The organism is Pseudomonas sp. LB3P14 (genome assembly GCF_054898045.1).
On the sequence record NZ_CM142714.1, the window covers coordinates 1,262,679 to 1,283,321 of the forward strand.

Sequence of the window (20,643 nt, forward strand, 5' to 3'; positions counted from 1 at the left end):
TGCCGATGAACACCCTCCCTGGATTTGCCGCGCTGTGCCTGCTGTCTGTGCCGACGTGGGGACAGGCGCAGCCGGAGTACACGGCCGAGGCCTGCTGTCAGCTGTGCCCACGAGCGGCGCAGGCGACACTTTACGAGCAGCCGGAGCTGAAAAACTACGCGACCCTGGTGGAGGCCAAGGACCAGTGGCTCTTTCGCACCCAAAGCGATTTTCGCACGGACTTCGGCCTCGATGAGAGCGGTTACAAGGCCCTCATGCGCCTGCGCGACGGGCTCGCCCAGCGCGGGGTCGAGCTAGTGCTGGTGATGCCACCCAGCCGCGGCTTGCTGCACGCCGACCGCCTGACGCCGATGGAACTGGCCAACTTCGATCAGGCCACGGCCCGACAGAACTACTTGCAAACGCTGGACCGAGTGCGCGACTTACGTATTCTGGTCCCCGACTTTACCAGCCTGCTGAGTGCGCCGCAGCCGGCCGGGCAACCCTTCTACTTCAAGGGCGACCACAACTGGACGCCCTATGGCGCCGAACGCAGCGCCCAGTTGGTGGCCCAGACGCTCAAGGGCAACGATGTGCTCAAGGTGTTGCCGCATCAGGTCTTCGCCAGTCAGCCGGCCGGCCTGCTCGGACGCTCTGGCACGTTGCAAAAAGCCGCCGCACAGATCTGCGGCAACGGTTATGCAGCGCAGTTTGTCACCCGTTATCAAACGCGGGCTCAGGGCGATTCCAAGGTCCCCGCCAAGGTCGCATTGATCGGTACCAGCGCCAGCGGTGAGGCGTTCAACTTTGCCGGCTTCCTCGAACAATATCTGGAGACTCCGGTCCGCAACTTCAGTGTACCGGGCGGTGGCTACGGTGATTCGTTGATCGCCTACCTGCTCGGCGACGACTTCCAGAAAGTCCCGCCGGCGGTGCTGGTATGGGAAACCGATGATCTCGACAGCCTCGGCAAATCCAGCTTCTACCGGCAGGCGATGGCGGCGCTGAGCGATGGCTGCGACAACCAGGCGCCGCTGCTCAAAAGCCATTCGACCCTGCACAGCGGGCGCAATCAGGTGTTGTTCAACGGGGGGGGCGGCAATGTGTATCCGATCAAGGGCAATCGTTATCAGGTCGACCTCACGTTCGCTGATCCCGGCGTGCACCTGATGAACGCGACCCTGACCTACATGAACGGTCGCCAGGAAAACATAAGCTTGAGCCGTTCGCCGACGGTCAATACCCAGGGCCGCTTCGCCTTCGAACTGCGCGCCGATGCGGACTGGGACGAACTGACTTTTCTTTCCATGGACGTGCAGCCACCGCCTGGACCGACCTCCATAGAGCTCTCGGCCCGCTTGTGTGCCAAGCCAATCATCTCTGCAGCACCTTCCCTGCGCACCGCGCAGACGGAGGGGCACTGATGCGTCAGGGTCATTGGGCCGCCTTTGGCGTGGCCTTCATTCTGATGGGGCCAACCGTGCAGGCGGTGGCCGCTCAACTGCGCCCGCCGCAGGGCTATTACGCGCCGGCCGTGGACAAGAAGGGCGACGTGCCGAGCTGTCCGACGGCGCCCAAACCCTATACCGGTGACCTGTTGATCCCCAGTAAGTACGAGGGCTCGGGCAAGGCACGTGATCAGCTCAACGCGCAATCCAACCAACGCTACAAGCAAATGTCAGCCGATATCAACGAACTGGAGAAGGGCGTCAACAAACAAGTCGCCGCCTATTTACGGCTCGGCCGCGTAGGTCATGTGGAATGCACCCTGAGCTGGCTGGGCGATTGGGCCAAGGCGCAGGCGCTGCTGAGTACCACCTACACCCATACCGGCAAGTCGATGCGCAAATGGGCGCTGGGCAGTATTTCTTCGGCCTATCTGCGGCTCAAGTATTCGCGCTCGCAGCCATTGAGGGGCCGTGAGGCGCAGACCCGGCCGATCGAGGTCTGGATCGGCCAGGTCGCCGATCAGGTGGTGCGGGACTGGCGCGACCAGCCGCTGGACCGGTTGAACAATCACCAGTATTGGGCGGCCTGGGCCGTCATGGCGGCCTCGGTGGTGGTCGACCGGCGCGACCTGTTCGACTGGTCGGTAGCGCAGTTTCGCATCGGTGCTTCCCAGGTCGATGCAGACGGCTACCTGCCTAACGAACTGAGCCGCGAAACCCGCGCACTGGCTTACCACAACTACGCGATGGGGCCGCTGATGATGATCGCTGCGTTTGCCCGAGCCAATGACATCGACCTGCGCGAAGAAAACCACGGCGCCATGCGGCGTCTGGCGGCACGGGTGGAGGAAGGGATCAAGGATCCACGCTCGTTTGAACGCAAGACCGGCTACAAGCAAGCACTCGAGGACCTCAGCGAGGATGGCAAGTTTGCCTGGCTGGAACCTTACTGCGCGCTGTACGACTGCTCGGTGCAAACCAACCGCTGGCGCCAATCGATCGAACCGATGAAAACCTATCGCCTGGGCGGCGACGTCACCCAGCTATTTGCTGACCAGAAAGAATAAATGCAACAGCCAACACGCCCTGGATACCGGTGGGGCCATTCGTAATTGGGCTTGTGTTGTAAAAGGGAAGGCAGTCCTTCGCTGTTCGAAGCGCCTTCATGTCGAGTGATGAAGGTGCGGGAGGAAAGTGAAATGATTCCAGTCATTCTGTCCGGCGGCAGTGGTTCGCGGTTGTGGCCGTTGTCGCGCAAGTTGTACCCCAAGCAATTCCTGAGTCTGGCAGGCGAGGGATCGCTGTTTCAGCAGACCCTGCAGCGCCTGGCGCTCGATGGTATCGGCAAGCCGATCGTGGTCTGTAATCAGGAGCATCGCTTTATCGTCAATGAACAACTCGCCGCCATCGGCTGTACACCGCAGGCGATACTGCTCGAACCCTTCGGCCGCAATACCGCGCCGGCGGTGGCGCTGGCGGCCCTCAAACTGATCGCCGAGGGCCGCGATGAGCTGCTGCTGGTGCTTCCGGCCGACCATGTGATCAGCGACGTGCCCGCCTTGCGCGCCACGCTGTCACACGCACAGGAAGAGGCGCTCAAAGGCAATATGGTGTTGTTCGGCATTCCGGCGACGCGTCCGGAAACCGGCTTTGGGTATATCAAGGCCGCCTGCGGCGATGCTGGCGCCAGCGCCTTCAAGGTCGAGAAGTTTATCGAGAAACCTGACCAGCAAACCGCCAGCGAATTTGTCAGGTCCGGCGAGTACTTCTGGAACAGCGGCATGTTCCTGTTTCGTGCCAGCCGCTACCTCGACGAGTTGCGCACTCATGAACCCGACATGTACGACACCTGCGTGCTGGCCCTGGAGCGCAGCCGCAGCAGCGAAGGCGTGACCAGTATCGATCGGGTCACCTTTGAGTGCTGCCCGGACAACTCCATCGACTATGCGGTGATGGAGCGCACCAGCCGCGCCTGGGTCGTCCCGCTAAGCGTTGGCTGGAGTGATGTCGGTTGCTGGTCTTCGCTGTGGGATGTACATGACAAGGACGCCAATGGCAATGTGCTTAAGGGCGATGTTGTCAGCCACAACAGCCGCAATTGCTTCGTGCATGGCAGCAGCAAACTGGTGACCCTGTTAGGGCTGGACGATTTGGTTGTGATAGAAACCCAGGATGCACTGATGGTCGCGCACCGCGACACCGTGCAGGACGTGAAAAAACTGGTTAATGCGCTCGATGCCCAAGGCCGCTCGGAAACCCAGAACCACTGCGCGGTGTATCGCCCCTGGGGCAGTTACAATTCGGTGGACAGCGGCACCCGCCACCAGGTCAAGCACATCACCGTGAAACCTGGCGCGCAACTTTCCCTGCAAATGCATCACCACCGCGCCGAACACTGGATCGTGGTCTCCGGCACCGCGCAGGTGACGTGCAACGAAAAGGTCTTCCTGCTCACTGAAAACCAGTCCACCTACATCCCGATCGCTTCGGTGCATCGCCTGTCCAACCCCGGCAAAATCCCGCTGGAAGTCATCGAGGTGCAATCCGGCAGCTACCTGGGCGAGGACGATATCGAGCGCCTGGAAGATGTCTACGGCAGGAGCGAGCAGGTCAAGAGTTAAGCCCATTTACCAGAAGCGTTGGCTTGTTTATCGAAGGAGAGTCGTCGGTAGCCGCCAACTGGCAATGAAGCACAACGACAGAAACCCGCACATCACGCCAAGCAGTACGGGTGCTCCAAAGCTTTCTAAAGCGAAAGCTGCGGCGATGGGGCCGCAGGCTTGGGCAACAAGGACGGGCCTTGCGAGCAGTCCCATTCGTGCGCCATATCCCTGAGGCCCAAACAGCGCCAATGGAAGCGTGCCGCGAGCGATGGTGAGGATGCCGTTACCTGCTCCGTAAAGTGCAATCGCAACGAAGGCCAGCCAAGGCAGGCCTGAGATCAGCAATCCAAGCCCGACCAGGCATAGCAACATACCGACTCGTGCCGACCAGGTCGGATGGAGATTTCTGCCTATGGAAAACTCTGCCATCCGGGCCGCGACTTGCGAGGGACCAATCACCATGCCGATGGCCAAGGCCACAGAGGTCGCGATCCCCAATTGCTTGAGGACATTGAGCAGGTGTACTGAGATACCTGACACGACCAGCGCCAGAATCGTCAGCATGGCGCCAATCAACAAGAACAGATGATTGGTGGTCTTGGGGCGAAGCACTGATGCATTGGGTGATTCTGTTATGACGGGGTGGGGCGGTTGTTTTGTGCTTCCGGGAATCAATAGCGAATGGATGGGCAGCCCAATCAAGAGATGAGCCGCAGCGAGGGCAAAGCAGGCGTTTCTCCAGCCGATCCAACTTTCCAGCCCTGCGATCACCGGCCAACCTATGGTGCTGGCGAACCCGCCTAACAGGGTCAGTCCGGTAATAGATGTTCGAGCCCCCTCGCCAAAAAGTCGTCCCAGGGTTGAGAAGGCTGCGTCGTACAAACCCGCCGCCATGGCAACACCGATCAGCGTCCAGGCGACATAGTAAGTGGCAATGTTGCCCGCCAGCCCCATCAGTAGCATGCCGAGAGCAAGCAGCAGTGAACTGGCGGCAAGGACAGAACGTCCGCCATGGCGATCAATCTGACGACCAACTGCCGGTGAGGAAGCTCCCGCTACCAGCAGCCCCCAGGACAGGCCGCCCACCACACTGGTGATGGACCATCCCGTCTCTTTGGCTATCGGAGACGCAAGGACTGCGGGCAAGTAATAGGTCGAACCCCAGGCGAGAATCTGAGTGAAACCCATGGCCCATACGAGCCTGGAGCGATTGATGGGTGGGTGAATCTGCTCTGGAAGTGTCACGACCCGCACGCTCATTTTTTGTTGTCAGTGACAACAAGCTAGCGCCTTCCTTTGGCTATCGTCAACCGAGAGATCGGAGTTGACGATTTCGTGATATCAGGATTACTGTTGCAGCTAACAACTAATTTGTGACGGTTATGACGAAGCGTAAAAACGATCAGCTGACTCAGGATTCCGAGGACTTGCACGAGGCGTTGAACCAGCTTGTTCGCGTTCATCAGTTCCGTGATCGTGATCGGATCTGCTGTTACGACGTATCTGTAACCCAATGCTATGCGGTCGAGACGCTGGTAAAAAGGGGCGCACTGCGCCTTCAGGTCTTGGCTGAAGAAATGTTTTTGGACAAGAGCACGGCGAGTCGAGTGATCGATACCCTGGAACGCAAAGGGTATGTGTCCCGAGTTGAGGATGAGGAAGATCGGCGTGCGGTGCGGATCCAGGCAACGGATGCTGGACGTGAACTATACGAGAAAATCAGAGCGGACCTGATTACTGAGGAGCGGGCGATGATTGAGAACCTGTCAGCTGAAGCCAGGCAGGGCGCGCTGAGTTTACTCAGGCAGATTACGCGGGCCACGGAGATTCGCTGCGGGCTTGTGAGTGAGTGCTGCCCAGCCGTGAAGAGCAAGGATTGAAAGGGAAGAAATTCCCTTTTTTTGCCAATAATGTTGTTACTGCCAACATAAAAAAGCTCTAACAATGCGAGTTCGGAGACCGGCATATGCAACTCGGATTTCGGTGAAGTCGATGATCGCTTGAAGGCTTCGGTAAGTCAGGCGTCTTGTTGCGGCACTGGAGGGACAATCCCTGAGGTCGCACCTCGTACACTTTCTGCGTGAATGACAGATTCATTACAAAAATCATATATACAGCCCCTCAAATATTTTGCAGCGGCCCGCCAAGCAATTTACGTATATCACGCCATTTTGCATGGCGTTCAGTGAAGGTGAACGGCGGAGCCCTATCGCTTTAATGGATTAATTTGCCGCTGAGTCTTTACCTTGCATGCGGAAAAACATATATTCGGCAAACCGCATATGAGCTGAGATTTCACTATGACCAGCAAAGCCCGTGTCCTGTTCGTCTGTACCGCCAACGCTGCACGCTCCCAGTTGGCCCAAGCGTTGCTGAGGCATACCGACTCAGAGCATTTCGAGGCGTTCAGCGCCGGCACAGCTCCGACTCAGGTCGATCCGCGCACCTTTGAGGCGCTCTCACACATAGGGGTGAGCACCGAAGGATTGCGCAGCAAGTCGATAGACGAGTTCCGTGGTGAGCGTTTCGATTACGTCATCACCTTGTGTGATAAAGCCGCAGCGGAATGCCTGTCTTTACCTGGAGCCGGTGAGGCATTGGCCTGGAGTTTTGAGGACCCGGTCACCAGCATCAAACCCGATGCCTTCCGTCACACCCTTCACGAAGTTCATGAGCGCATCAAGATGTTCGTCTTGGTCAAAAACAAACACTGAGAACCGATATGGCTGACCACCTGACACCGACCACTGTTTTCAAATGCCTGGCTGACGACACTCGGGTCCGCACGATGATGCTCATCACCCGTGAAGGAGAGCTATGTGTTTGTGAGCTGACCTGCGCGTTGAATGAGAGTCAGCCAAAAGTCTCCAGACACCTGGCGCAGCTGCGCAGTTGCGGTTTGCTGTCGGACCGTCGGCAAGGCCAATGGGTTTATTACCGACTGCACCCGAATCTCCCGGATTGGGTCCATCAAGTGCTGACCACTGTGCTCGAAAGCAACAAGCATTGGTTGAGCCCTGATGCAAAGCGTCTTGATGAAATGGGCGACCGTCCTGAACGGGCACTCGCCTGCTGTGAAAGCTAGATCGCCTGATTCCGCCTTCGACTACGAGATCGCTCGATGAAAATCCTGTTCCTCTGCACTGCCAATAGCTGCCGCAGCATCCTCTGTGAAGCGGTCTTCAATCACTTGGCACCGGCAGGCATGAAAGCCTACAGCGCAGGCAGTCAACCCAAAGGCGAAGTGCATCCGCTGAGTCTCAAGACTTTGGAAAACGCTGGTATGTCGACGCTCGGGCTGTTCAGTAAATCCAGCGATGTCCATGTGAACTTGGCTCCTGATTTCGTCATCACGGTGTGCGACAAGGCTGCCGGTGAAGCCTGCCCGGTATTTTTCGGACCGGCCACCAAGGCCCACTGGGGGCTGGCTGACCCTTCGGAATACCACGGAACTCAAGAAGAAATCGAGGCGGCTTTTGAAGCCACCTTGGAGCAAATCAGAACCCGTATTGAAGCCTTCCTGGCTTTACCGCTTTCCCTACTGAATGCCGAACAGCTCAAGGCAGAGCTGGCTCTGATTGGCACGCTGTAACCACAGGAGCAATGATCATGAGTAAAAGCCGCCTTTCCTTCCTGGACCGTTACCTGACCCTGTGGATTTTTCTCGCCATGGCCTTGGGCATCGGTTTGGGGAGCCTTTTCGAAGGCTGGCCGCAGTGGCTCAACAGTCTTTCTGTGGGTACAACCAACATTCCCATCGCTATCGGCTTGATCGTGATGATGTATCCGCCTCTGGCCAAGGTTCGTTATGAGGAACTGCCGGAGGTCTTCAAGGACAAGCGCATCCTCGTATTGTCACTGGTCCAGAACTGGGTCATCGGACCGGTGTTGATGTTTGCGCTGGCGATCACTTTCCTTCGGGACCAACCGGAATACATGACGGGCCTGATCCTCATCGGCCTGGCTCGTTGCATTGCGATGGTGCTGGTCTGGAATCAGATCGCGGGTGGCAACAATCAGTACGTCGCCGGGCTGGTGGCGTTCAACAGCATCTTCCAGATCCTGTTTTTCAGTGTGTATGCCTGGGTCTTCCTTGGACTGTTGCCGCCGCTGTTCGGGCTGGAAGGCAGTGTGATTGAGACCAACTTTGTCAGTATTGCCGAGTCGGTCCTGATCTACCTGGGTGTGCCATTCCTGGCGGGCTTCCTGACCCGCAAGATCCTCATCGCTCGTAAAGGTGAAGCCTGGTTCCAGGAGCGCTTCATTCCAAGGATCAGCCCGCTGACGCTGGTGGCGCTGCTGTTGACCATCGTGGCCATGTTCAGCCTCAAGGGCGACGTGGTACTGCAATTGCCATTGGATGTTTTGCGCATCGCGATCCCACTGACGATCTACTTCGTGGTGATGTTCTTCATCAGCTTCTGGATGGGCAAATTGCTCAAGGCTGACTATCCACGCACCACCGCATTGGCTTTCACGGCCGCGAGCAACAACTTCGAACTGGCGATTGCCGTGGCCATTGCCACCTTCGGCCTGGCTTCCCCGGTCGCTTTCACCACGGTGATTGGCCCGCTGGTGGAAGTGCCAGTGCTGATTTCCCTGGTCGGTGTTGCCCTCTGGTTGAAACGCCGTTGGTTCGATGAATCCAAGAGCGCCGTTGCGCAGGACAAAGACTATGTTTGATGACCCTATCCCCCAACTCAATACCGAACTGGTTGATCTCCCGTCGGCTGACAAGCTAGGCATTGAGAAGACCTCGACCCACAAACCGCGCATTTTGCTGCTGTACGGATCGACCCGTGAGCGCTCCTTCAGTCGCCTGATGGTAGAGGAGGCCGCTCGACTGCTGGAGCATTTCGGCGCCGAGGCGCGGATTTTCAATCCGTCCGGTTTACCACTGCCAGATGACGCTCCCGACGATCATCCCCGTGTGAAGGAACTGCGCGAGCTGATGCTGTGGTCCGAGGGGCAGGTCTGGTGCTCTCCAGAACGTCACGGTTCCATGAGCGCAGTGTTCAAAGCGCAGATCGACTGGGTGCCACTCGCGATGGGCGCGGTACGCCCGACCCAAGGCAAAACCCTTGCCGTCATGCAGGTGTGCGGAGGCTCGCAGTCGTTCAACGTGGTCAATCAACTGCGAGTGCTGGGACGTTGGATGCGCATGTTCACCATCCCCAACCAATCCTCCGTACCGAAGGCCTATATGGAATTCGATGATAACGGCCGGATGAAACCTTCTCCGTTCTACGACCGTGTCGTGGATGTGATGGAAGAGTTGGTGAAATTCACGCTGCTGCTTCGCGACCGTCAGGACTATTTGGTCGATCGTTATTCCGAGCGCAAGGAGTCGGCGGAAGAACTCATGAAACGTGTCAATCAGCGCTCCATCTGAGGATTTTTTACCGTGCAACAACACCCCTATTCCGTACTGCCCCTGACACAGTTCAATGGCCAATTGATCTTCACGCCGTGCCCAGGCACGAAGGGCACCCGATCTTTCGAGGCGTTGCAAACCCTCAAGGACGCAGGTGCATCGGCGTTGCTGACGCTGATGCCGACCGAGGAGCTGCTTCAGAACGAGGTCGACCTGCTGCCCGAAGAGTGCCAAATGCTCGGCATCGAGTGGTTTCACCTGCCAGTGGATGATGATCAAGCGCCTGGGGAAGCATTCAAAGCCGCATGGGCGCAGCACCATCCGCGACTCAAGCAATTGCTGACCGAAGGGAAAACCATTGCCATCCATTGCAAGGGCGGCTCGGGCCGTACCGGTTTGGTCGCCGCTCAACTGTTGATCGAGAGCGGTGTGCCCTTCAGCGATGCCATCCGCGATGTTCAGTCGTTGCGTCCACGCGCCATTCAGCATCCAGCCCATATCGAATACATCGGCCAGTTCGACACCCAGTCGAACTCCCACTGACAGCAGATACAGAGCACAACAATATGGCTATCAAAGTTGGCATCAATGGTTTCGGTCGGATCGGTCGCCTCGCTCTGCGAGCAGCCTGGAGCTGGCCAGAGTTTGAATTCGTGCAGATCAACGATCCAGCAGGTGACGCGGCGACTCATGCGCACCTGCTGAACTTCGACTCGGTTCATGGCCGTTGGAATTACTCGGCCGATTCTGAGGGTAACAGCATCGTCATCGACGGCAAACGAATCAGGGTAACGGCCAACAAGGCGATTGCCGACACTGATTGGTCGGGCTGCGATCTGGTAATTGAAGCCAGCGGCAAGATGAAGACTGTCGCTGTGCTTCAGGCTTACCTCGACCAAGGCGTGAAGCGTGTGGTGGTCAGCGCCCCGGTAAAGGAAAAAGGCGCGCTCAACATCGTCATGGGCGTCAACCATCAGCTATTCAAACCGGCTGAACATCGCATCGTCACCGCCGCTTCGTGCACCACCAACTGTCTGGCGCCCGTGGTGAAAGTCATCCACGAGAAGCTGGGCATCCGCCACGGTTCGATCACCACCATCCACGACCTGACCAACACCCAAAGCATTCTCGATCAGCCGCACAAGGATCTGCGCCGTGCGCGTGCTTCAGGCATGAGCCTGATTCCAACCAGTACCGGCTCGGCCACCGCCATTGCCGAAATCTTCCCGGAGCTGCGTGGACGCCTGAATGGTCACGCAGTACGCGTGCCGCTGGCCAACGCTTCGCTGACTGACTGTGTCTTTGAAGTCGAGCGGGCCACCACTGTCGAAGAGGTCAATCAGCTCCTCAAGGACGCTTCCGAGAACGAGCTCAAAGACATTCTCGGATTCGAGGAGCGTCCACTGGTGTCCATCGACTACCGTACCGATCCACGTTCGTCGATCATTGATGCGCTGTCGACCATGGTCATCAACGGCACCCAGGTCAAACTTTATGCCTGGTACGACAACGAATGGGGCTATGCCAATCGCACCGTCGAACTGGCCAGAATGGTCGGTCTGGCAGTCTAAGGAGCGGTCATGAAAGCGTTGTCAGCCCTCGCTCCGGAAGTTCGGCAGTACCTGCTCGTCACGGGCAACTACTGGGCCTTCACCCTCACCGACGGCGCCTTGCGCATGTTGGTGGTGCTGCACTTTCACGCGTTGGGTTACAGCCCCCTTCAAATCGCGGCGTTGTTTCTGTTCTACGAACTCTTTGGTGTGATCACCAACCTGGTGGGCGGCTACCTCGGCGCCCGGCTGGGGCTGAACCGAACCATGAACATCGGGCTGGGCCTCCAGGTCGCGGCGCTGTTGATGCTGACGGTTCCGGTAGCCTGGTTAACCATCCCTTGGGTGATGGGGGCCCAGGCGCTGTCGGGAATTGCCAAAGACCTGAACAAGATGAGTGCCAAAAGCTCCATCAAGCTTCTGGTTCCTGACGGGCAGCAGGGCAAGCTCTACCAGTGGGTGGCGATCCTCACCGGCTCGAAGAACGCACTCAAGGGTGTTGGCTTCTTTCTCGGCGGAGCGTTGCTGGCATTGATCGGCTTCAAAGGCGCCTTGCTGGCCATGGCCGGCGTACTGGCGCTGATCTGGATCAGCAGCCTGATCCTGTTGAAGAAGGACTTAGGCAAAGCCAAAGCCAAGCCAAAGTTTCGCGACATTCTATCCAAGAGCCGGGCGATCAATATTCTCTCGGCGGCGCGCATGTTTCTGTTCGGTGCCCGCGATGTCTGGTTTGTGGTGGCCTTGCCGGTATACCTGAGCAGTGTCTTCGGCTGGGATTTCTGGAAGGTTGGCGGCTTCCTGGCGGCCTGGGTGATTGGCTACGGCATCGTGCAGTCCTTCGCGCCCAACATCACCGGAAAGAAACGTGGGCATGTACCGGATGGTCGTGCGGCGTTTCTGTGGGCACTTGCACTGGCGGGCCTGCCTGCGGCAATTGCTCTCGGGCTGAACACCGAGTTGTCACAACAGGTGGTGCTGCTCGGCGGATTGATGGTCTTTGGTGCGCTGTTCGCGGTGAACTCCTCGCTGCACAGCTACCTGATCGTGTCCTATGCCAAGGAAGACGGCGTGTCATTGGATGTGGGGTTTTATTACATGTCCAACGCCATGGGGCGGTTGATCGGCACGGTGCTCTCCGGCTGGGTTTATCAGGTGTATGGGCTGGGGGCGTGCTTATGGATATCGAGCGCCTTCGTGCTGCTCGCAGCACTGATTTCTATCGGGTTGCCGAGGCATGCCGATGCGATGTGAAGCCACACTGAAAGTGGTTTGCAGCCAATCGCCATCAGCCGTCAGGCAATTGATGTAAGGCAGGCAGTGTTGGAGGCAAGTTATAAATCTGCCGTAATATTTTTACGATTTCTTTACGGTAGGTGTTTTTGCCCGCAACGATACTGGCCGCGATTTTGTAGATCGTCCATGCGCCTTGCTTTTCCGATGGCCCTGGAAAAATGTATTGCCCAAGGATGGCGTGCAGTGACTCCCCGCTAATTGAGAGAAGCGCCCCTTGAGTGAGACAGCGACCGTTGCAAACGAAGACTCCCCATCCAAAACCTCAGGAGTGGGCTTGCTCGTCGCTGCTGTCGGGGTGGTTTACGGGGACATTGGCACCAGCCCCCTCTACACGCTGAAAGAAGTGTTTTCCGGCCACTACGGCGTTCAGGTAAATCACGATGGAGTACTGGGAATTCTGTCGTTGATCTTCTGGTCACTGATTTGGGTAGTCTCGATCAAATACGTTCTGTTCATCCTGCGTGCCAATAACCAGGGGGAGGGCGGCATCATGGCGTTGACGGCGTTAGCCCGACGCGCAGCAGCACCTTATCCGCACATGAGCAAGGTACTGGTTCTGCTCGGTCTGTTCGGTGCGGCACTTTTTTACGGGGACAGCATGATCACCCCGGCTATTTCGGTGCTCTCTGCGGTTGAAGGACTACAGCTGGCGTTTGACGGAATAGAGCACTGGGTTGTGCCCTTGTCAGTGATCGTGCTGGTGGCGCTGTTCTTGATACAGAAACATGGCACGGCCCGAATCGGCATCCTGTTTGGCCCGGTCATGGTGCTGTGGTTTGTGGTGTTGGGTGCCCTTGGGGTCTACGGTATTTTGCAGCGTCCCGAAGTGCTGCAAGCGCTTAACCCTGCTTGGGCAATGCAGTTCTTTGTGGTTCATCCGGGAATGGGGGTGGCGATTTTGGGCGCTGTCGTGTTGGCATTGACGGGTGCTGAAGCACTGTATGCCGACATGGGCCACTTTGGTCGCAAACCGATTTCTCGTGCCTGGTTCATTTTGGTGTTGCCGGGGCTGGTACTCAATTATTTTGGCCAGGGTGCCTTGATCCTGGAGAACCCGGAGGCTGTGCGCAATCCGTTCTATCTGCTAGCGCCTGACTGGGCACTGTTGCCGATGGTCGCGCTCTCCACTCTGGCCACCATCATCGCTTCTCAAGCTGTGATCTCCGGAGCTTTCTCTCTGACCCGCCAGGCCATTCAACTGGGTTACGTCCCTCGTATGTTTATCCAGCACACCTCCAGCCAAGAGCAGGGGCAGATCTACATCGGCACGGTTAACTGGGCGTTGATGGTCGGTGTCGTGCTGTTGGTGATTGGTTTCGAGTCATCCAGTGCCTTGGCCGCCGCTTATGGCGTCGCGGTGACGGGCACCATGTTGATCACGACAATTTTATCCTCGGCCGTCGTCCTGCTCCTTTGGAAAACGCCGCGCTGGCTGGCCATCCCGATGCTGCTCGGATTTTTGCTGGTGGACAGCCTGTATTTCGCGGCCAATGCGCCGAAGATTTTTCAGGGCGGTGCGTTCCCGGTGATCGCTGGCATTGGTCTGTTCATTTTGATGACGACCTGGAAGCGGGGCCGGAAGATTATTGTTGAGCGGCTGGATGAAACCGCGCTTCCACTGCCGCTATTCATCGCCAGCATCCGTACGCAGCCTCCCCATCGCGTACAAGGCACGGCGGTTTTTCTGACGGCCAGGGCAGATGCTGTTCCGCATGCGCTACTGCACAATCTCCTGCATAACCAGGTTTTGCATGAGCAAGTGGTACTGCTCACCGTGGTGTCCGAAGACAGTCCTCGCGTGAGTGCTGACAGGCGGTTTGAGGTTGAAGCCTATGGCGAAGGGTTCTTCCGGGTCAGCCACATCAGTTCGATGTCGATTCGACTGAATGCGGTTGAGATAGCCGTAGATATAGATCTTCAGCAGGATCGAAGGGTGGTAAGCAGGACGTCCTGTGGCAGCTGGAATAGCGCCGTCAAAACCCAGAGTGACCAGGTCGATCCTTGCGATGAAATCCTCAGAAATCATAGCAAGGGCTTTCGATCCAGATAGATACTCAATCGTGGGATTGCTAAACCAGCTGGCGGATCCCCAGAGAAAAAATCAAACCACCGCACAATCGATCGATTGCTTTTTTCCTCCCTTGATACGCGGAAGCAATCTTAGGTTGCGAAAGAGCGATTGCGACCATTCCATACCAGGTCATTGAAACCACCATTACAACTGCCAGCATCGACGAAAACGTGCCTAGCGAAACGTGGGCGGGGGCTGCTGCTGAAACACTCTGGACCGATTGCTGCCTGTCACCAAGGGCTGCAATCGACCCATTGCAGTCATTGAAACTGTGGCCACTGATCCTGAATTTCGTACCAGGAAGCTTTGGACGCCACTTCGATATGCCGCTGTTTATCGGACGTAAAAAACGTGTCCAGGGTGCCCAGCGCTATGGATATCCAGTCAGCGTATTCACCTCGGCTTCTCGACCAGAACAGCGACGAACCGCATTGGCCGCAAAACTGACGAAGTACTGATTCAGAAGAGCGGTAAGCACTGATGTGCTCTGCGCCCTGAAGGAGGTGCAAATCAGCGCGCGGTACGCTTCCATAGCTGGAAAACGCGGCTCCATGGCCTTTGCGACATTGACTGCAATGGCAATGTGAAAGTGCTTTGGGGCGTGATTTGATTTCGTATCTGACTGTGCGGCAGAGACAACTGCCTTGGAACGTGCCGGTCATTGTTTACGCAGCCTGATAAATAGACGTGACAATTTAAACGGTGAGCAGGCGCAGTGTCGAATGGCGGCTTCAGCCGATAGCAGCGTATCCCACTGTATGCGCACGCGATGGTTTTGAAAGGCTTCGAGGGCATCTGCCGCCCGCGCGGTTGAGTTCACTGACAGCTAGCCACTTGGTAGCCGATCGACGAGGAAGCCCACTAAAGTCTTCACCCTTCGGATCGGCGTGCCAACGGTAGTGACCTAAAGAAGCGACTAAATGTTGTGTTGGATCTCCAGCATCCTGAACGTCACTTTTCCGCCCTCGGTGGGATAGCCGGTGTTGTCCTGCACATACGCACCCGCTTTGAAATACAGTGGTTTGGTCTTCCAGCTCGGGTCGATGGTGGTTCTCCAGTTGTATCCTGCTGCGCTGATGCCCAGCGCGCCCTTCGGGCTGAGGTGGATCTGGTAGGAAAAGTTGCGGTCGAGCGGCACACCCGTCGCAATGATAATGACCTGGCCCTCTTCATCGTCGGGGCGCATGCGCACCTTGGCGACAATGTTTCCCGTCGAAGCCGACGTTTTGTATTGGTATTCCAGCTTCACCATGGGGTTGTTGCTGTCCTTGTTGTGAATCTGACCAATCACGATCTTGCCGGTGCTGGGCACCTGATTGACGGTCAGACTCGCCCGCAGAATGTTATCCGCCGCTGAATACTGCCAGTTGCGCAGCGTTCCATCGCTATAGGTTTCCCGCAACTCGCTGCGCGGGTAAATAGCGTTGGCCGTCCTGGAACCGGTCACAGGTGCCCAGAAGGAAAGGGTAGCGGCTTCAGAACTGAAATACTGGTCCTTGAAGCCTTGCGCCAGTCGAGGCGTTTCTATGGTGGCCGGTGGGCTGCCTTCAGGGATGCTTAAATTCCAGGTGGCGAGGTCGATCATGTCAATAATCCTGTATGCGGGGGAATGTTGCGGCCACAGTTGCGCTCGAACCGACGCTATTGAGCTGTGTCAATTGGGTCTGCTGATTAGGAAATCCGTATGGCGGTAGATTGACGTCAAATGTTCGTCGAGGTGGTTATTGCAGGCTTTGTGCCTACGGGGGTCACCGTTAGTCGGCTATTTTGGGAGTTGATGGAACTAATCCGGGTTGCTTAGCTGCTGCAGCGAAGGGACCTAAGCCATCAGCGGTGGACGGGTCGGCCAGGACGAATACATGCGCTGGACGAAGAACACGCGCAGAATCTGGTTCTGAATAGCCGGCGCGCCGCGCCATAAAGACAGGAGACCGCTCATGAGCGACCGAAGCAATTTTGCGCTGTTGAGCTTTGATCCGGCGTTTGCGTCGTTGCGCGATGGCCTTTCGGTCGCTCAGCAGATTGACGACACACTCTGGGTGGCGAACGACGAAACCACGAGCTTGGAACGCCTGAAAATCCAGGATGCTGCGCCTGGCGGCGTCGTAAGGTGCGACGAGCACCAATCGTTTCCGCTCCTGGAATATCTGGATCTGCCCATACCGAAACAAGACGCCGAGATCGATATCGAGGGCTTGGCCTATGTCCCTGACAGTGGTTACCTCTGGGTGGTGGGCTCCCATAGCCTGAAGCGCAAGAAGTCCGAGGCCGGCACCTCTGCACAGAAGAATATCAAGCGCCTGTCGACGGTAGAGGCGGACGGCAATCGTTTTCTGCTGGCCCGCATCCCTGTGGTGCAGCAGAACGACAGCTATGTACTCGCCAGGAAAGTGGATGTCGATGGACGTACAGCGGCGCAGCTGCAGGGCAACGAAGTCGGTAACGACCTGACCGCGGCCATTGCTGAAGATCCTCAGCTACGCGACTTCCTGCGTATCCCGGGTAAGGACAACGGCTTCGATATCGAAGGGTTGGTGATGATCGGCTCGCGCCTTCTGCTGGGGCTGCGTGGACCGGTGCTACGCGGCTGGGCCGTGTTGTTGGAGATCGAACCCGAGCTGAACGACGCCTCGTCTGACACGCTGGTGCTGAAGAAGATCGGTCCGGATGGGCGCCGCTACCGCAAGCACTTCTTCGCGCTCAATGGCCTGGGTTTGCGTGACCTGTGCACCCGCGGTGACGATCTACTGATCCTGGCAGGCCCCACCATGGAGCTGGACGGTCCGGTAACGGTCTTCCGCTGGCGCGGCGGTTTCGCGTCCGACGAGGAAAGCGTGGTCTTCACCGATCAATTGGAGAAGGTGCTGGAGGTGCCTTTCGGGCAAGGCAACGATCACGCTGAGGGCATGTGTCTGTTCCAATCGGGCGAGCAGCCTGGGGAGGTTCTGATGATCGTCTACGACTCTGCGGCGCAGAGTCGTAAACACGGCGATACGGATGTGGAAGGGGACCTGTTCATCCTGGATTAGCCACGCACATCGACGTCAACGCGGCCTGTAGATCAGTTTGCCTGGGCTGCTGGTCGCCACCCTCGGACTTGCAGCACTGGCCCTGCAGTTCGAGTCGGTCTTCATCGCCGTGCTGCTGGCAGAGGAATTCGCGTATCGCTTCGGCGGTTCGCCTGGCGCTGGTCACCACGAAAAAATGCCCCTCGCCCTGCAGGACGTGCAGTTCGGCACGGCGAATGGTGCGGCGCAGGATATGCGCGTTGTACAGCCGCACCAGGGTGTCGCGTTCGCCGGTGAGGATCAGCGTGCGCTGGCGCAAACGGAACAGCCGCAGCAGGCTGGTCCAGCCGACCAAGGCGGTGAGCTGGTGGTAATAGGTTCGCGGGTTGACCGTGAGCATGCCGTTCACCACACCGAAGCGCAGCAGCGTCTGTATCGAATTGCGCGAGCCTTCTTGTTTGCGCAGTTTGGCGCTTTTGCTCCTGCCAAAAAAATCCAGGATGTCGGCGGGCTTCACCAGCATCGCCGGGCCGGCCGAGGTCGCCGCGAGGATCAGCCGGCGCACCATGCTCGGGTAACGCAGGGCGAATTCTTGCGCCAACGCACCGCCCCAACTCACGCCGAACACATCGACCTTGTCGATTCCCAATTGCTTGAGCATCTCGGCGATCAGGTCGGCATGGCGCGGCAGACGCATCGGCCAGCGGGGCATTTGCGATTTGCCGACCCCGGGCACGTCCAACGTAATGGTCCTGTAGTCCACCAGTTCATCGCGCAGGGGATCGAAGGTACGGATCAAACCACCCAGGCCGTTGAGCAAGAGCAGCGGTGAGCCTTGGCCGCGGATTGAAACGTTCAACTGCAAGTCTTTAATGGTTAATTTGTGCGTTGTCATGGTTTCCCCCTTGGCCTACCCGCTGTTAAGACAGCGTCTGGCGTTTGCGTTGCAAAAAAGGGTGACATTTGTTGGCATGGCTCTGCGAATCATCGAGATATCGTCGATTGGCTCCGCGCGGTTTAAAAGTACCGTTGGGCTGGGCATCTGCGCGGCGCGGTTCATACTGCCAATGGCGAGGAGCCATCGTTGCTGTCGTGATGGCACACGAATCCGCCCCCAAGCTCATCCCCCATTCCCAGGCCACGACTGCTTTGGTGCTTGGGCTCGTGAGCCGGTACCGTACTGCAAATACCATATGATCCCTGGCCACTTAGACGAGGAAAAATGTTCAACATCACCGCTGATGAAATTAATCAGTTGAACGACCTCGATCTGCGAGAGTTGGTGGGGCGTCTCTGCGAGGCCGAGTTGGTAAGTCGGGGGATTGTCTGCTGCGGCGGTGACATGGGGAGGTAATCAGACTGCCTCAGACGGTGGTCTAGGTGTGCGTTTGGAGTTGCCTCCAGGAGTAATTGTCGAAGGCTTCATACCGCGCGGCTCAACGGGGTTCCAGGTCAAGAAGCCGGATATGCCGAGGTCCGAGATCCGAGATCCGAGATCATCTCAGAGATGCGGCCGGCGGGATCAATCCGTGAATCGCCCCGGATTTCCTAGACACTCGATGACCGCTTCTGGCCGATTTCTGCCTGTCACGATGGGCAGAAAACGACCCACAGGAGACGTTCAAGCCATGGAAAAACAGATCCGTCTCTGCCTAGTCATTGCCCCTAAAACTAAGCGTCAGATGGTTCTTTGGCCAGCCCAATAGCTGTGGTCATATGCGGCACTGCATAGACCTTGTACCTTTTCTGAGTCAGTTTCCGGTCGCTTGCGCCTTCTTCTTGACAGCCGCCGCGAACTCGTCCTGCCGGGTACGCGAGAGCTCATACCGTCCGGCCAGAATCTGCGCGATCACATTCATGAGGTGCTTGACGAAGGTCTTTTTTCATGTCAAAACATCCTAACATTAGATCTTTAGGTTTATTTCATGTCGGAGGTTCGATGCTTACGCAAAACGCTCAGGATCCAGCCGCAATGAAACCCATCCCCACTGTGATCAGGGCGGCGGACCTTGCCGCCTACTCGCCGGCGAACCACACCGGCACCTCCAATGTGCGCGTGATCGGCCCCGAGACCGTGGGCGCGACGGCGCTCGAAGTGCTGATCGGCACGATCGTGAAATCCCATGGCGCCCAACCCCACGCGCATCCGCACCTGGAGCAATGCGCCTACATGATTGAAGGCACCGGCGAGTCGCAAGCCCAGGGTCGCGTCGACGTGATGGCCCCCGGCACCTGGACCTACGGGCCGGCGGGCGTGTTCCATTCGTTTCGCGTGACCAGCGACCAGCCCGGACGGGTGCTGGTTGTCTATACGCCGCCTTATGGCGAGAACCCTGCGCAGACGATCACGGAACCCGACCCTGCGGTCACTGAGCGCGGCGAAGTCCGCGTGCTTGCCGCCGCAGAGGCCGCCACCCCGATCGTCCCGCTCATCGACCGCGACACCGTCGGTGCGCAGTGGGTCGACATCTCGGCGCTGCGGATGCAGGCCGGCAGCGCATTGGCCTGCCCGACCGAGCCCGACGCCGAGCAGGTTCTCTACGTCGAAGACGGACGGATCGAGGCGCACGTCGACGGGCAGGACTTCCAGCTCGCGGCGGGCGACTTCCTGTTTCTTCCATGCGGGTTCGCCACAGCCCTGCGCTGCACGCCGGAGCAGCCCGCATCTGGCTTTCTCATCAAAGGACGGCTTCCGTAAAGGACAGCTTCCGTCACCGCTTTACTCACAACAACAAAAGGAAACAACGCATGAACGCTAAATTTCCCACGCAGCAAACCACTTCCAGCGGCGCGTTGCTGCCGTTGGTCGGCCTCCCGCAGGACACTCTGCTGACCGTCAACCTCGAGCAGATCCCGCTGATCAAGGATGTATTCCCGGGCATCCACCTCCGGCCGCTACGCATGGACCCGGAGCGCGGCGAGTGGGTCATCATGGCCATCGTGGAACCCGGTTGCTCCCTGCCGATTCACTACCACACCGGTACTGCACAGGTGTGGACGATCCAGGGCTGCTGGAAGTATCTCGAGTACCCCGACCAACCTCAGACAGCGGGTTCCTACCTGTTCGAGCCCGGCGGCTCGGTGCACACCTTCTACACCCCCAAGGAAAACACCGAGGACACCATCACCATCGCCTGGATCGAAGGCGCGCAGGTCAGCTTCAACGAGGACGGTACCTTCCACTCAATGAATGACGCGCTGTCGGTCCAATACGCGATCGAGACCCTCGCAGCGGCGCGCGGCCTCGGACCGGTGCCCTACATCCGCGGCAACAGCGCCGACATAGCCGGTTCCTGACCGAAATGAGGAGCACGGAC

At 57.9% G+C, this 20,643-nt stretch carries 20 protein-coding genes and 3 pseudogenes; 17 read left to right on the top strand and 6 right to left on the bottom strand.

Annotated elements, in window-relative coordinates:
- Positions 1-5 precede the first annotated feature (5 nt).
- The 3 genes from ACYZT5_RS05860 to ACYZT5_RS05870 all read left to right on the top strand — a co-directional run bounded on the left by ACYZT5_RS05860 (position 6) and on the right by ACYZT5_RS05870 (position 4,048).
- Complete coding sequence (locus ACYZT5_RS05860; RefSeq protein WP_462050232.1) at positions 6-1,403, top strand: alginate O-acetyltransferase AlgX-related protein; 1,398 nt, start codon at positions 6-8, stop codon at positions 1,401-1,403.
- A gap of 44 nt (positions 1,404-1,447) precedes the next feature.
- A complete protein-coding gene (locus ACYZT5_RS05865; protein ID WP_462052195.1) occupies positions 1,448-2,494 on the top strand; it encodes a mannuronate-specific alginate lyase in 1,047 nt (348 codons plus the stop codon).
- Positions 2,495-2,626: 132 nt separating this feature from the next.
- Positions 2,627-4,048 (top strand): mannose-1-phosphate guanylyltransferase/mannose-6-phosphate isomerase, encoded by a 1,422-nt coding sequence (locus ACYZT5_RS05870; protein WP_462050233.1) that lies wholly within the window; start codon positions 2,627-2,629, stop codon positions 4,046-4,048.
- Positions 4,049-4,075: 27 nt separating this feature from the next.
- Here the strand turns inward: ACYZT5_RS05870 and ACYZT5_RS05875 are convergent, their stop codons facing one another.
- Positions 4,076-5,218, bottom strand: a complete 1,143-nt coding sequence (locus ACYZT5_RS05875; protein WP_462050234.1) for an MFS transporter — start codon at positions 5,216-5,218, stop codon at positions 4,076-4,078.
- A gap of 194 nt (positions 5,219-5,412) precedes the next feature.
- Here ACYZT5_RS05875 and ACYZT5_RS05880 point away from each other — a divergent pair, with 194 nt between their 5' ends.
- The 10 genes and pseudogenes from ACYZT5_RS05880 to ACYZT5_RS05925 form a co-directional block, all read left to right on the top strand.
- Positions 5,413-5,910, top strand: coding sequence for a MarR family winged helix-turn-helix transcriptional regulator (locus tag ACYZT5_RS05880; protein WP_462050236.1), 498 nt, complete (start codon positions 5,413-5,415; stop codon positions 5,908-5,910).
- A 420-nt stretch (positions 5,911-6,330) separates the two neighbouring features.
- Positions 6,331-6,744, top strand: a complete 414-nt coding sequence (locus ACYZT5_RS05885) for an arsenate reductase ArsC (RefSeq protein ID WP_462050237.1) — start codon at positions 6,331-6,333, stop codon at positions 6,742-6,744.
- An 8-nt stretch (positions 6,745-6,752) separates the two neighbouring features.
- Complete coding sequence (locus ACYZT5_RS05890; protein ID WP_030131004.1) at positions 6,753-7,115, top strand: metalloregulator ArsR/SmtB family transcription factor; 363 nt, start codon at positions 6,753-6,755, stop codon at positions 7,113-7,115.
- Positions 7,116-7,151: 36 nt separating this feature from the next.
- Positions 7,152-7,622 carry an arsenate reductase ArsC gene (locus ACYZT5_RS05895; RefSeq protein ID WP_462050238.1) on the top strand — a complete coding sequence of 157 codons (471 nt, stop codon included), beginning with the start codon at positions 7,152-7,154 and terminating at the stop codon, positions 7,620-7,622.
- Positions 7,623-7,639: 17 nt separating this feature from the next.
- Positions 7,640-8,713 (top strand): ACR3 family arsenite efflux transporter, encoded by a 1,074-nt coding sequence (gene arsB / locus ACYZT5_RS05900; protein WP_462050239.1) that lies wholly within the window; start codon positions 7,640-7,642, stop codon positions 8,711-8,713.
- A complete protein-coding gene (gene arsH, locus ACYZT5_RS05905) occupies positions 8,706-9,422 on the top strand; it encodes an arsenical resistance protein ArsH (RefSeq protein ID WP_462050240.1) in 717 nt (238 codons plus the stop codon). Before arsB ends, arsH begins: the two co-directional genes overlap by 8 nt.
- A 12-nt stretch (positions 9,423-9,434) precedes the next feature.
- Entirely contained in the window at positions 9,435-9,947 is a 513-nt protein-coding gene (locus ACYZT5_RS05910; protein WP_462050241.1) for a cyclin-dependent kinase inhibitor 3 family protein, read from the top strand.
- Positions 9,948-9,970: 23 nt separating this feature from the next.
- Positions 9,971-10,975: an ArsJ-associated glyceraldehyde-3-phosphate dehydrogenase gene (locus tag ACYZT5_RS05915; RefSeq protein WP_462050242.1), complete on the top strand. Its 1,005-nt coding sequence runs from the start codon at positions 9,971-9,973 to the stop codon at positions 10,973-10,975.
- Positions 10,976-10,984: 9 nt separating this feature from the next.
- Positions 10,985-12,205, top strand: coding sequence for an organoarsenical effux MFS transporter ArsJ (arsJ, locus tag ACYZT5_RS05920; RefSeq protein ID WP_462050243.1), 1,221 nt, complete (start codon positions 10,985-10,987; stop codon positions 12,203-12,205).
- A 256-nt stretch (positions 12,206-12,461) separates the two neighbouring features.
- Positions 12,462-14,102, top strand: a pseudogene (locus ACYZT5_RS05925) (potassium transporter Kup); the annotation flags it as partial.
- A gap of 18 nt (positions 14,103-14,120) precedes the next feature.
- On the opposite strand, the pseudogene ACYZT5_RS05930 reads toward ACYZT5_RS05925, so the two are convergent.
- The 4 genes and pseudogenes from ACYZT5_RS05930 to ACYZT5_RS05945 all read right to left on the bottom strand — a co-directional run.
- Positions 14,121-14,243 (bottom strand): annotated as a pseudogene (locus ACYZT5_RS05930) (transposase); the annotation flags it as partial.
- A gap of 73 nt (positions 14,244-14,316) precedes the next feature.
- Positions 14,317-14,523: pseudogene (locus ACYZT5_RS05935) on the bottom strand (LysE family translocator); the annotation flags it as partial.
- Positions 14,524-14,578: 55 nt separating this feature from the next.
- Entirely contained in the window at positions 14,579-14,980 is a 402-nt protein-coding gene (locus tag ACYZT5_RS05940; RefSeq protein WP_462050244.1) for a GFA family protein, read from the bottom strand.
- 254 nt (positions 14,981-15,234) lie between these two features.
- Positions 15,235-15,903 carry a polysaccharide lyase family 7 protein gene (locus tag ACYZT5_RS05945; protein ID WP_462050245.1) on the bottom strand — a complete coding sequence of 223 codons (669 nt, stop codon included), beginning with the start codon at positions 15,901-15,903 and terminating at the stop codon, positions 15,235-15,237.
- 352 nt (positions 15,904-16,255) lie between these two features.
- Here ACYZT5_RS05945 and ACYZT5_RS05950 point away from each other — a divergent pair, with 352 nt between their 5' ends.
- Complete coding sequence (locus ACYZT5_RS05950) at positions 16,256-17,347, top strand: DUF3616 domain-containing protein (protein WP_462050246.1); 1,092 nt, start codon at positions 16,256-16,258, stop codon at positions 17,345-17,347.
- Here the strand turns inward: ACYZT5_RS05950 and ACYZT5_RS05955 are convergent.
- A complete protein-coding gene (locus ACYZT5_RS05955; RefSeq protein ID WP_462050247.1) occupies positions 17,334-18,221 on the bottom strand; it encodes an alpha/beta fold hydrolase in 888 nt (295 codons plus the stop codon). The genes ACYZT5_RS05950 and ACYZT5_RS05955 overlap by 14 nt on opposite strands.
- A gap of 327 nt (positions 18,222-18,548) precedes the next feature.
- On the opposite strand from ACYZT5_RS05955, the gene ACYZT5_RS05960 reads away from it, so the two are divergent.
- From ACYZT5_RS05960 to ACYZT5_RS05970, 3 genes are all read left to right on the top strand, one after another.
- Positions 18,549-18,680, top strand: coding sequence for a hypothetical protein (locus ACYZT5_RS05960; protein ID WP_462050248.1), 132 nt, complete (start codon positions 18,549-18,551; stop codon positions 18,678-18,680).
- Positions 18,681-19,298: 618 nt separating this feature from the next.
- Complete coding sequence (locus ACYZT5_RS05965; RefSeq protein WP_462050249.1) at positions 19,299-20,024, top strand: cupin domain-containing protein; 726 nt, start codon at positions 19,299-19,301, stop codon at positions 20,022-20,024.
- A 50-nt stretch (positions 20,025-20,074) separates the two neighbouring features.
- The gene (locus ACYZT5_RS05970; protein WP_150643081.1) at positions 20,075-20,623 is read left to right on the top strand and encodes a 2,4'-dihydroxyacetophenone dioxygenase family protein; all 549 of its coding nucleotides are present in this window, start codon (positions 20,075-20,077) and stop codon (positions 20,621-20,623) included.
- The last annotated feature ends 20 nt before the right edge of the window (positions 20,624-20,643 follow it).

Excerpts from the sequence above, each read along its gene's own strand:
- ACYZT5_RS05860 (WP_462050232.1), top strand. The coding sequence starts at position 6 with ATGAACACCCTCCCTGGATTTGCCGCGCTGTGCCTGCTGTCTGTGCCG.
- ACYZT5_RS05865 (WP_462052195.1), top strand. The coding sequence starts at position 1,448 with ATGGGGCCAACCGTGCAGGCGGTGGCCGCTCAACTGCGCCCGCCGCAG.
- ACYZT5_RS05870 (WP_462050233.1), top strand. The coding sequence starts at position 2,627 with ATGATTCCAGTCATTCTGTCCGGCGGCAGTGGTTCGCGGTTGTGGCCG.
- ACYZT5_RS05875 (WP_462050234.1), bottom strand. The coding sequence starts at position 5,218 with ATGGGTTTCACTCAGATTCTCGCCTGGGGTTCGACCTATTACTTGCCC.
- ACYZT5_RS05880 (WP_462050236.1), top strand. The coding sequence starts at position 5,413 with ATGACGAAGCGTAAAAACGATCAGCTGACTCAGGATTCCGAGGACTTG.
- ACYZT5_RS05885 (WP_462050237.1), top strand. The coding sequence starts at position 6,331 with ATGACCAGCAAAGCCCGTGTCCTGTTCGTCTGTACCGCCAACGCTGCA.
- ACYZT5_RS05890 (WP_030131004.1), top strand. The coding sequence starts at position 6,753 with ATGGCTGACCACCTGACACCGACCACTGTTTTCAAATGCCTGGCTGAC.
- ACYZT5_RS05895 (WP_462050238.1), top strand. The coding sequence starts at position 7,152 with ATGAAAATCCTGTTCCTCTGCACTGCCAATAGCTGCCGCAGCATCCTC.
- arsB (WP_462050239.1), top strand. The coding sequence starts at position 7,640 with ATGAGTAAAAGCCGCCTTTCCTTCCTGGACCGTTACCTGACCCTGTGG.
- arsH (WP_462050240.1), top strand. The coding sequence starts at position 8,706 with ATGTTTGATGACCCTATCCCCCAACTCAATACCGAACTGGTTGATCTC.
- ACYZT5_RS05915 (WP_462050242.1), top strand. The coding sequence starts at position 9,971 with ATGGCTATCAAAGTTGGCATCAATGGTTTCGGTCGGATCGGTCGCCTC.
- arsJ (WP_462050243.1), top strand. The coding sequence starts at position 10,985 with ATGAAAGCGTTGTCAGCCCTCGCTCCGGAAGTTCGGCAGTACCTGCTC.
- ACYZT5_RS05940 (WP_462050244.1), bottom strand. The coding sequence starts at position 14,980 with ATGACCGGCACGTTCCAAGGCAGTTGTCTCTGCCGCACAGTCAGATAC.
- ACYZT5_RS05945 (WP_462050245.1), bottom strand. The coding sequence starts at position 15,903 with ATGATCGACCTCGCCACCTGGAATTTAAGCATCCCTGAAGGCAGCCCA.
- ACYZT5_RS05950 (WP_462050246.1), top strand. The coding sequence starts at position 16,256 with ATGAGCGACCGAAGCAATTTTGCGCTGTTGAGCTTTGATCCGGCGTTT.
- ACYZT5_RS05955 (WP_462050247.1), bottom strand. The coding sequence starts at position 18,221 with ATGACAACGCACAAATTAACCATTAAAGACTTGCAGTTGAACGTTTCA.
- ACYZT5_RS05960 (WP_462050248.1), top strand. The coding sequence starts at position 18,549 with ATGTTCAACATCACCGCTGATGAAATTAATCAGTTGAACGACCTCGAT.
- ACYZT5_RS05965 (WP_462050249.1), top strand. The coding sequence starts at position 19,299 with ATGAAACCCATCCCCACTGTGATCAGGGCGGCGGACCTTGCCGCCTAC.
- ACYZT5_RS05970 (WP_150643081.1), top strand. The coding sequence starts at position 20,075 with ATGAACGCTAAATTTCCCACGCAGCAAACCACTTCCAGCGGCGCGTTG.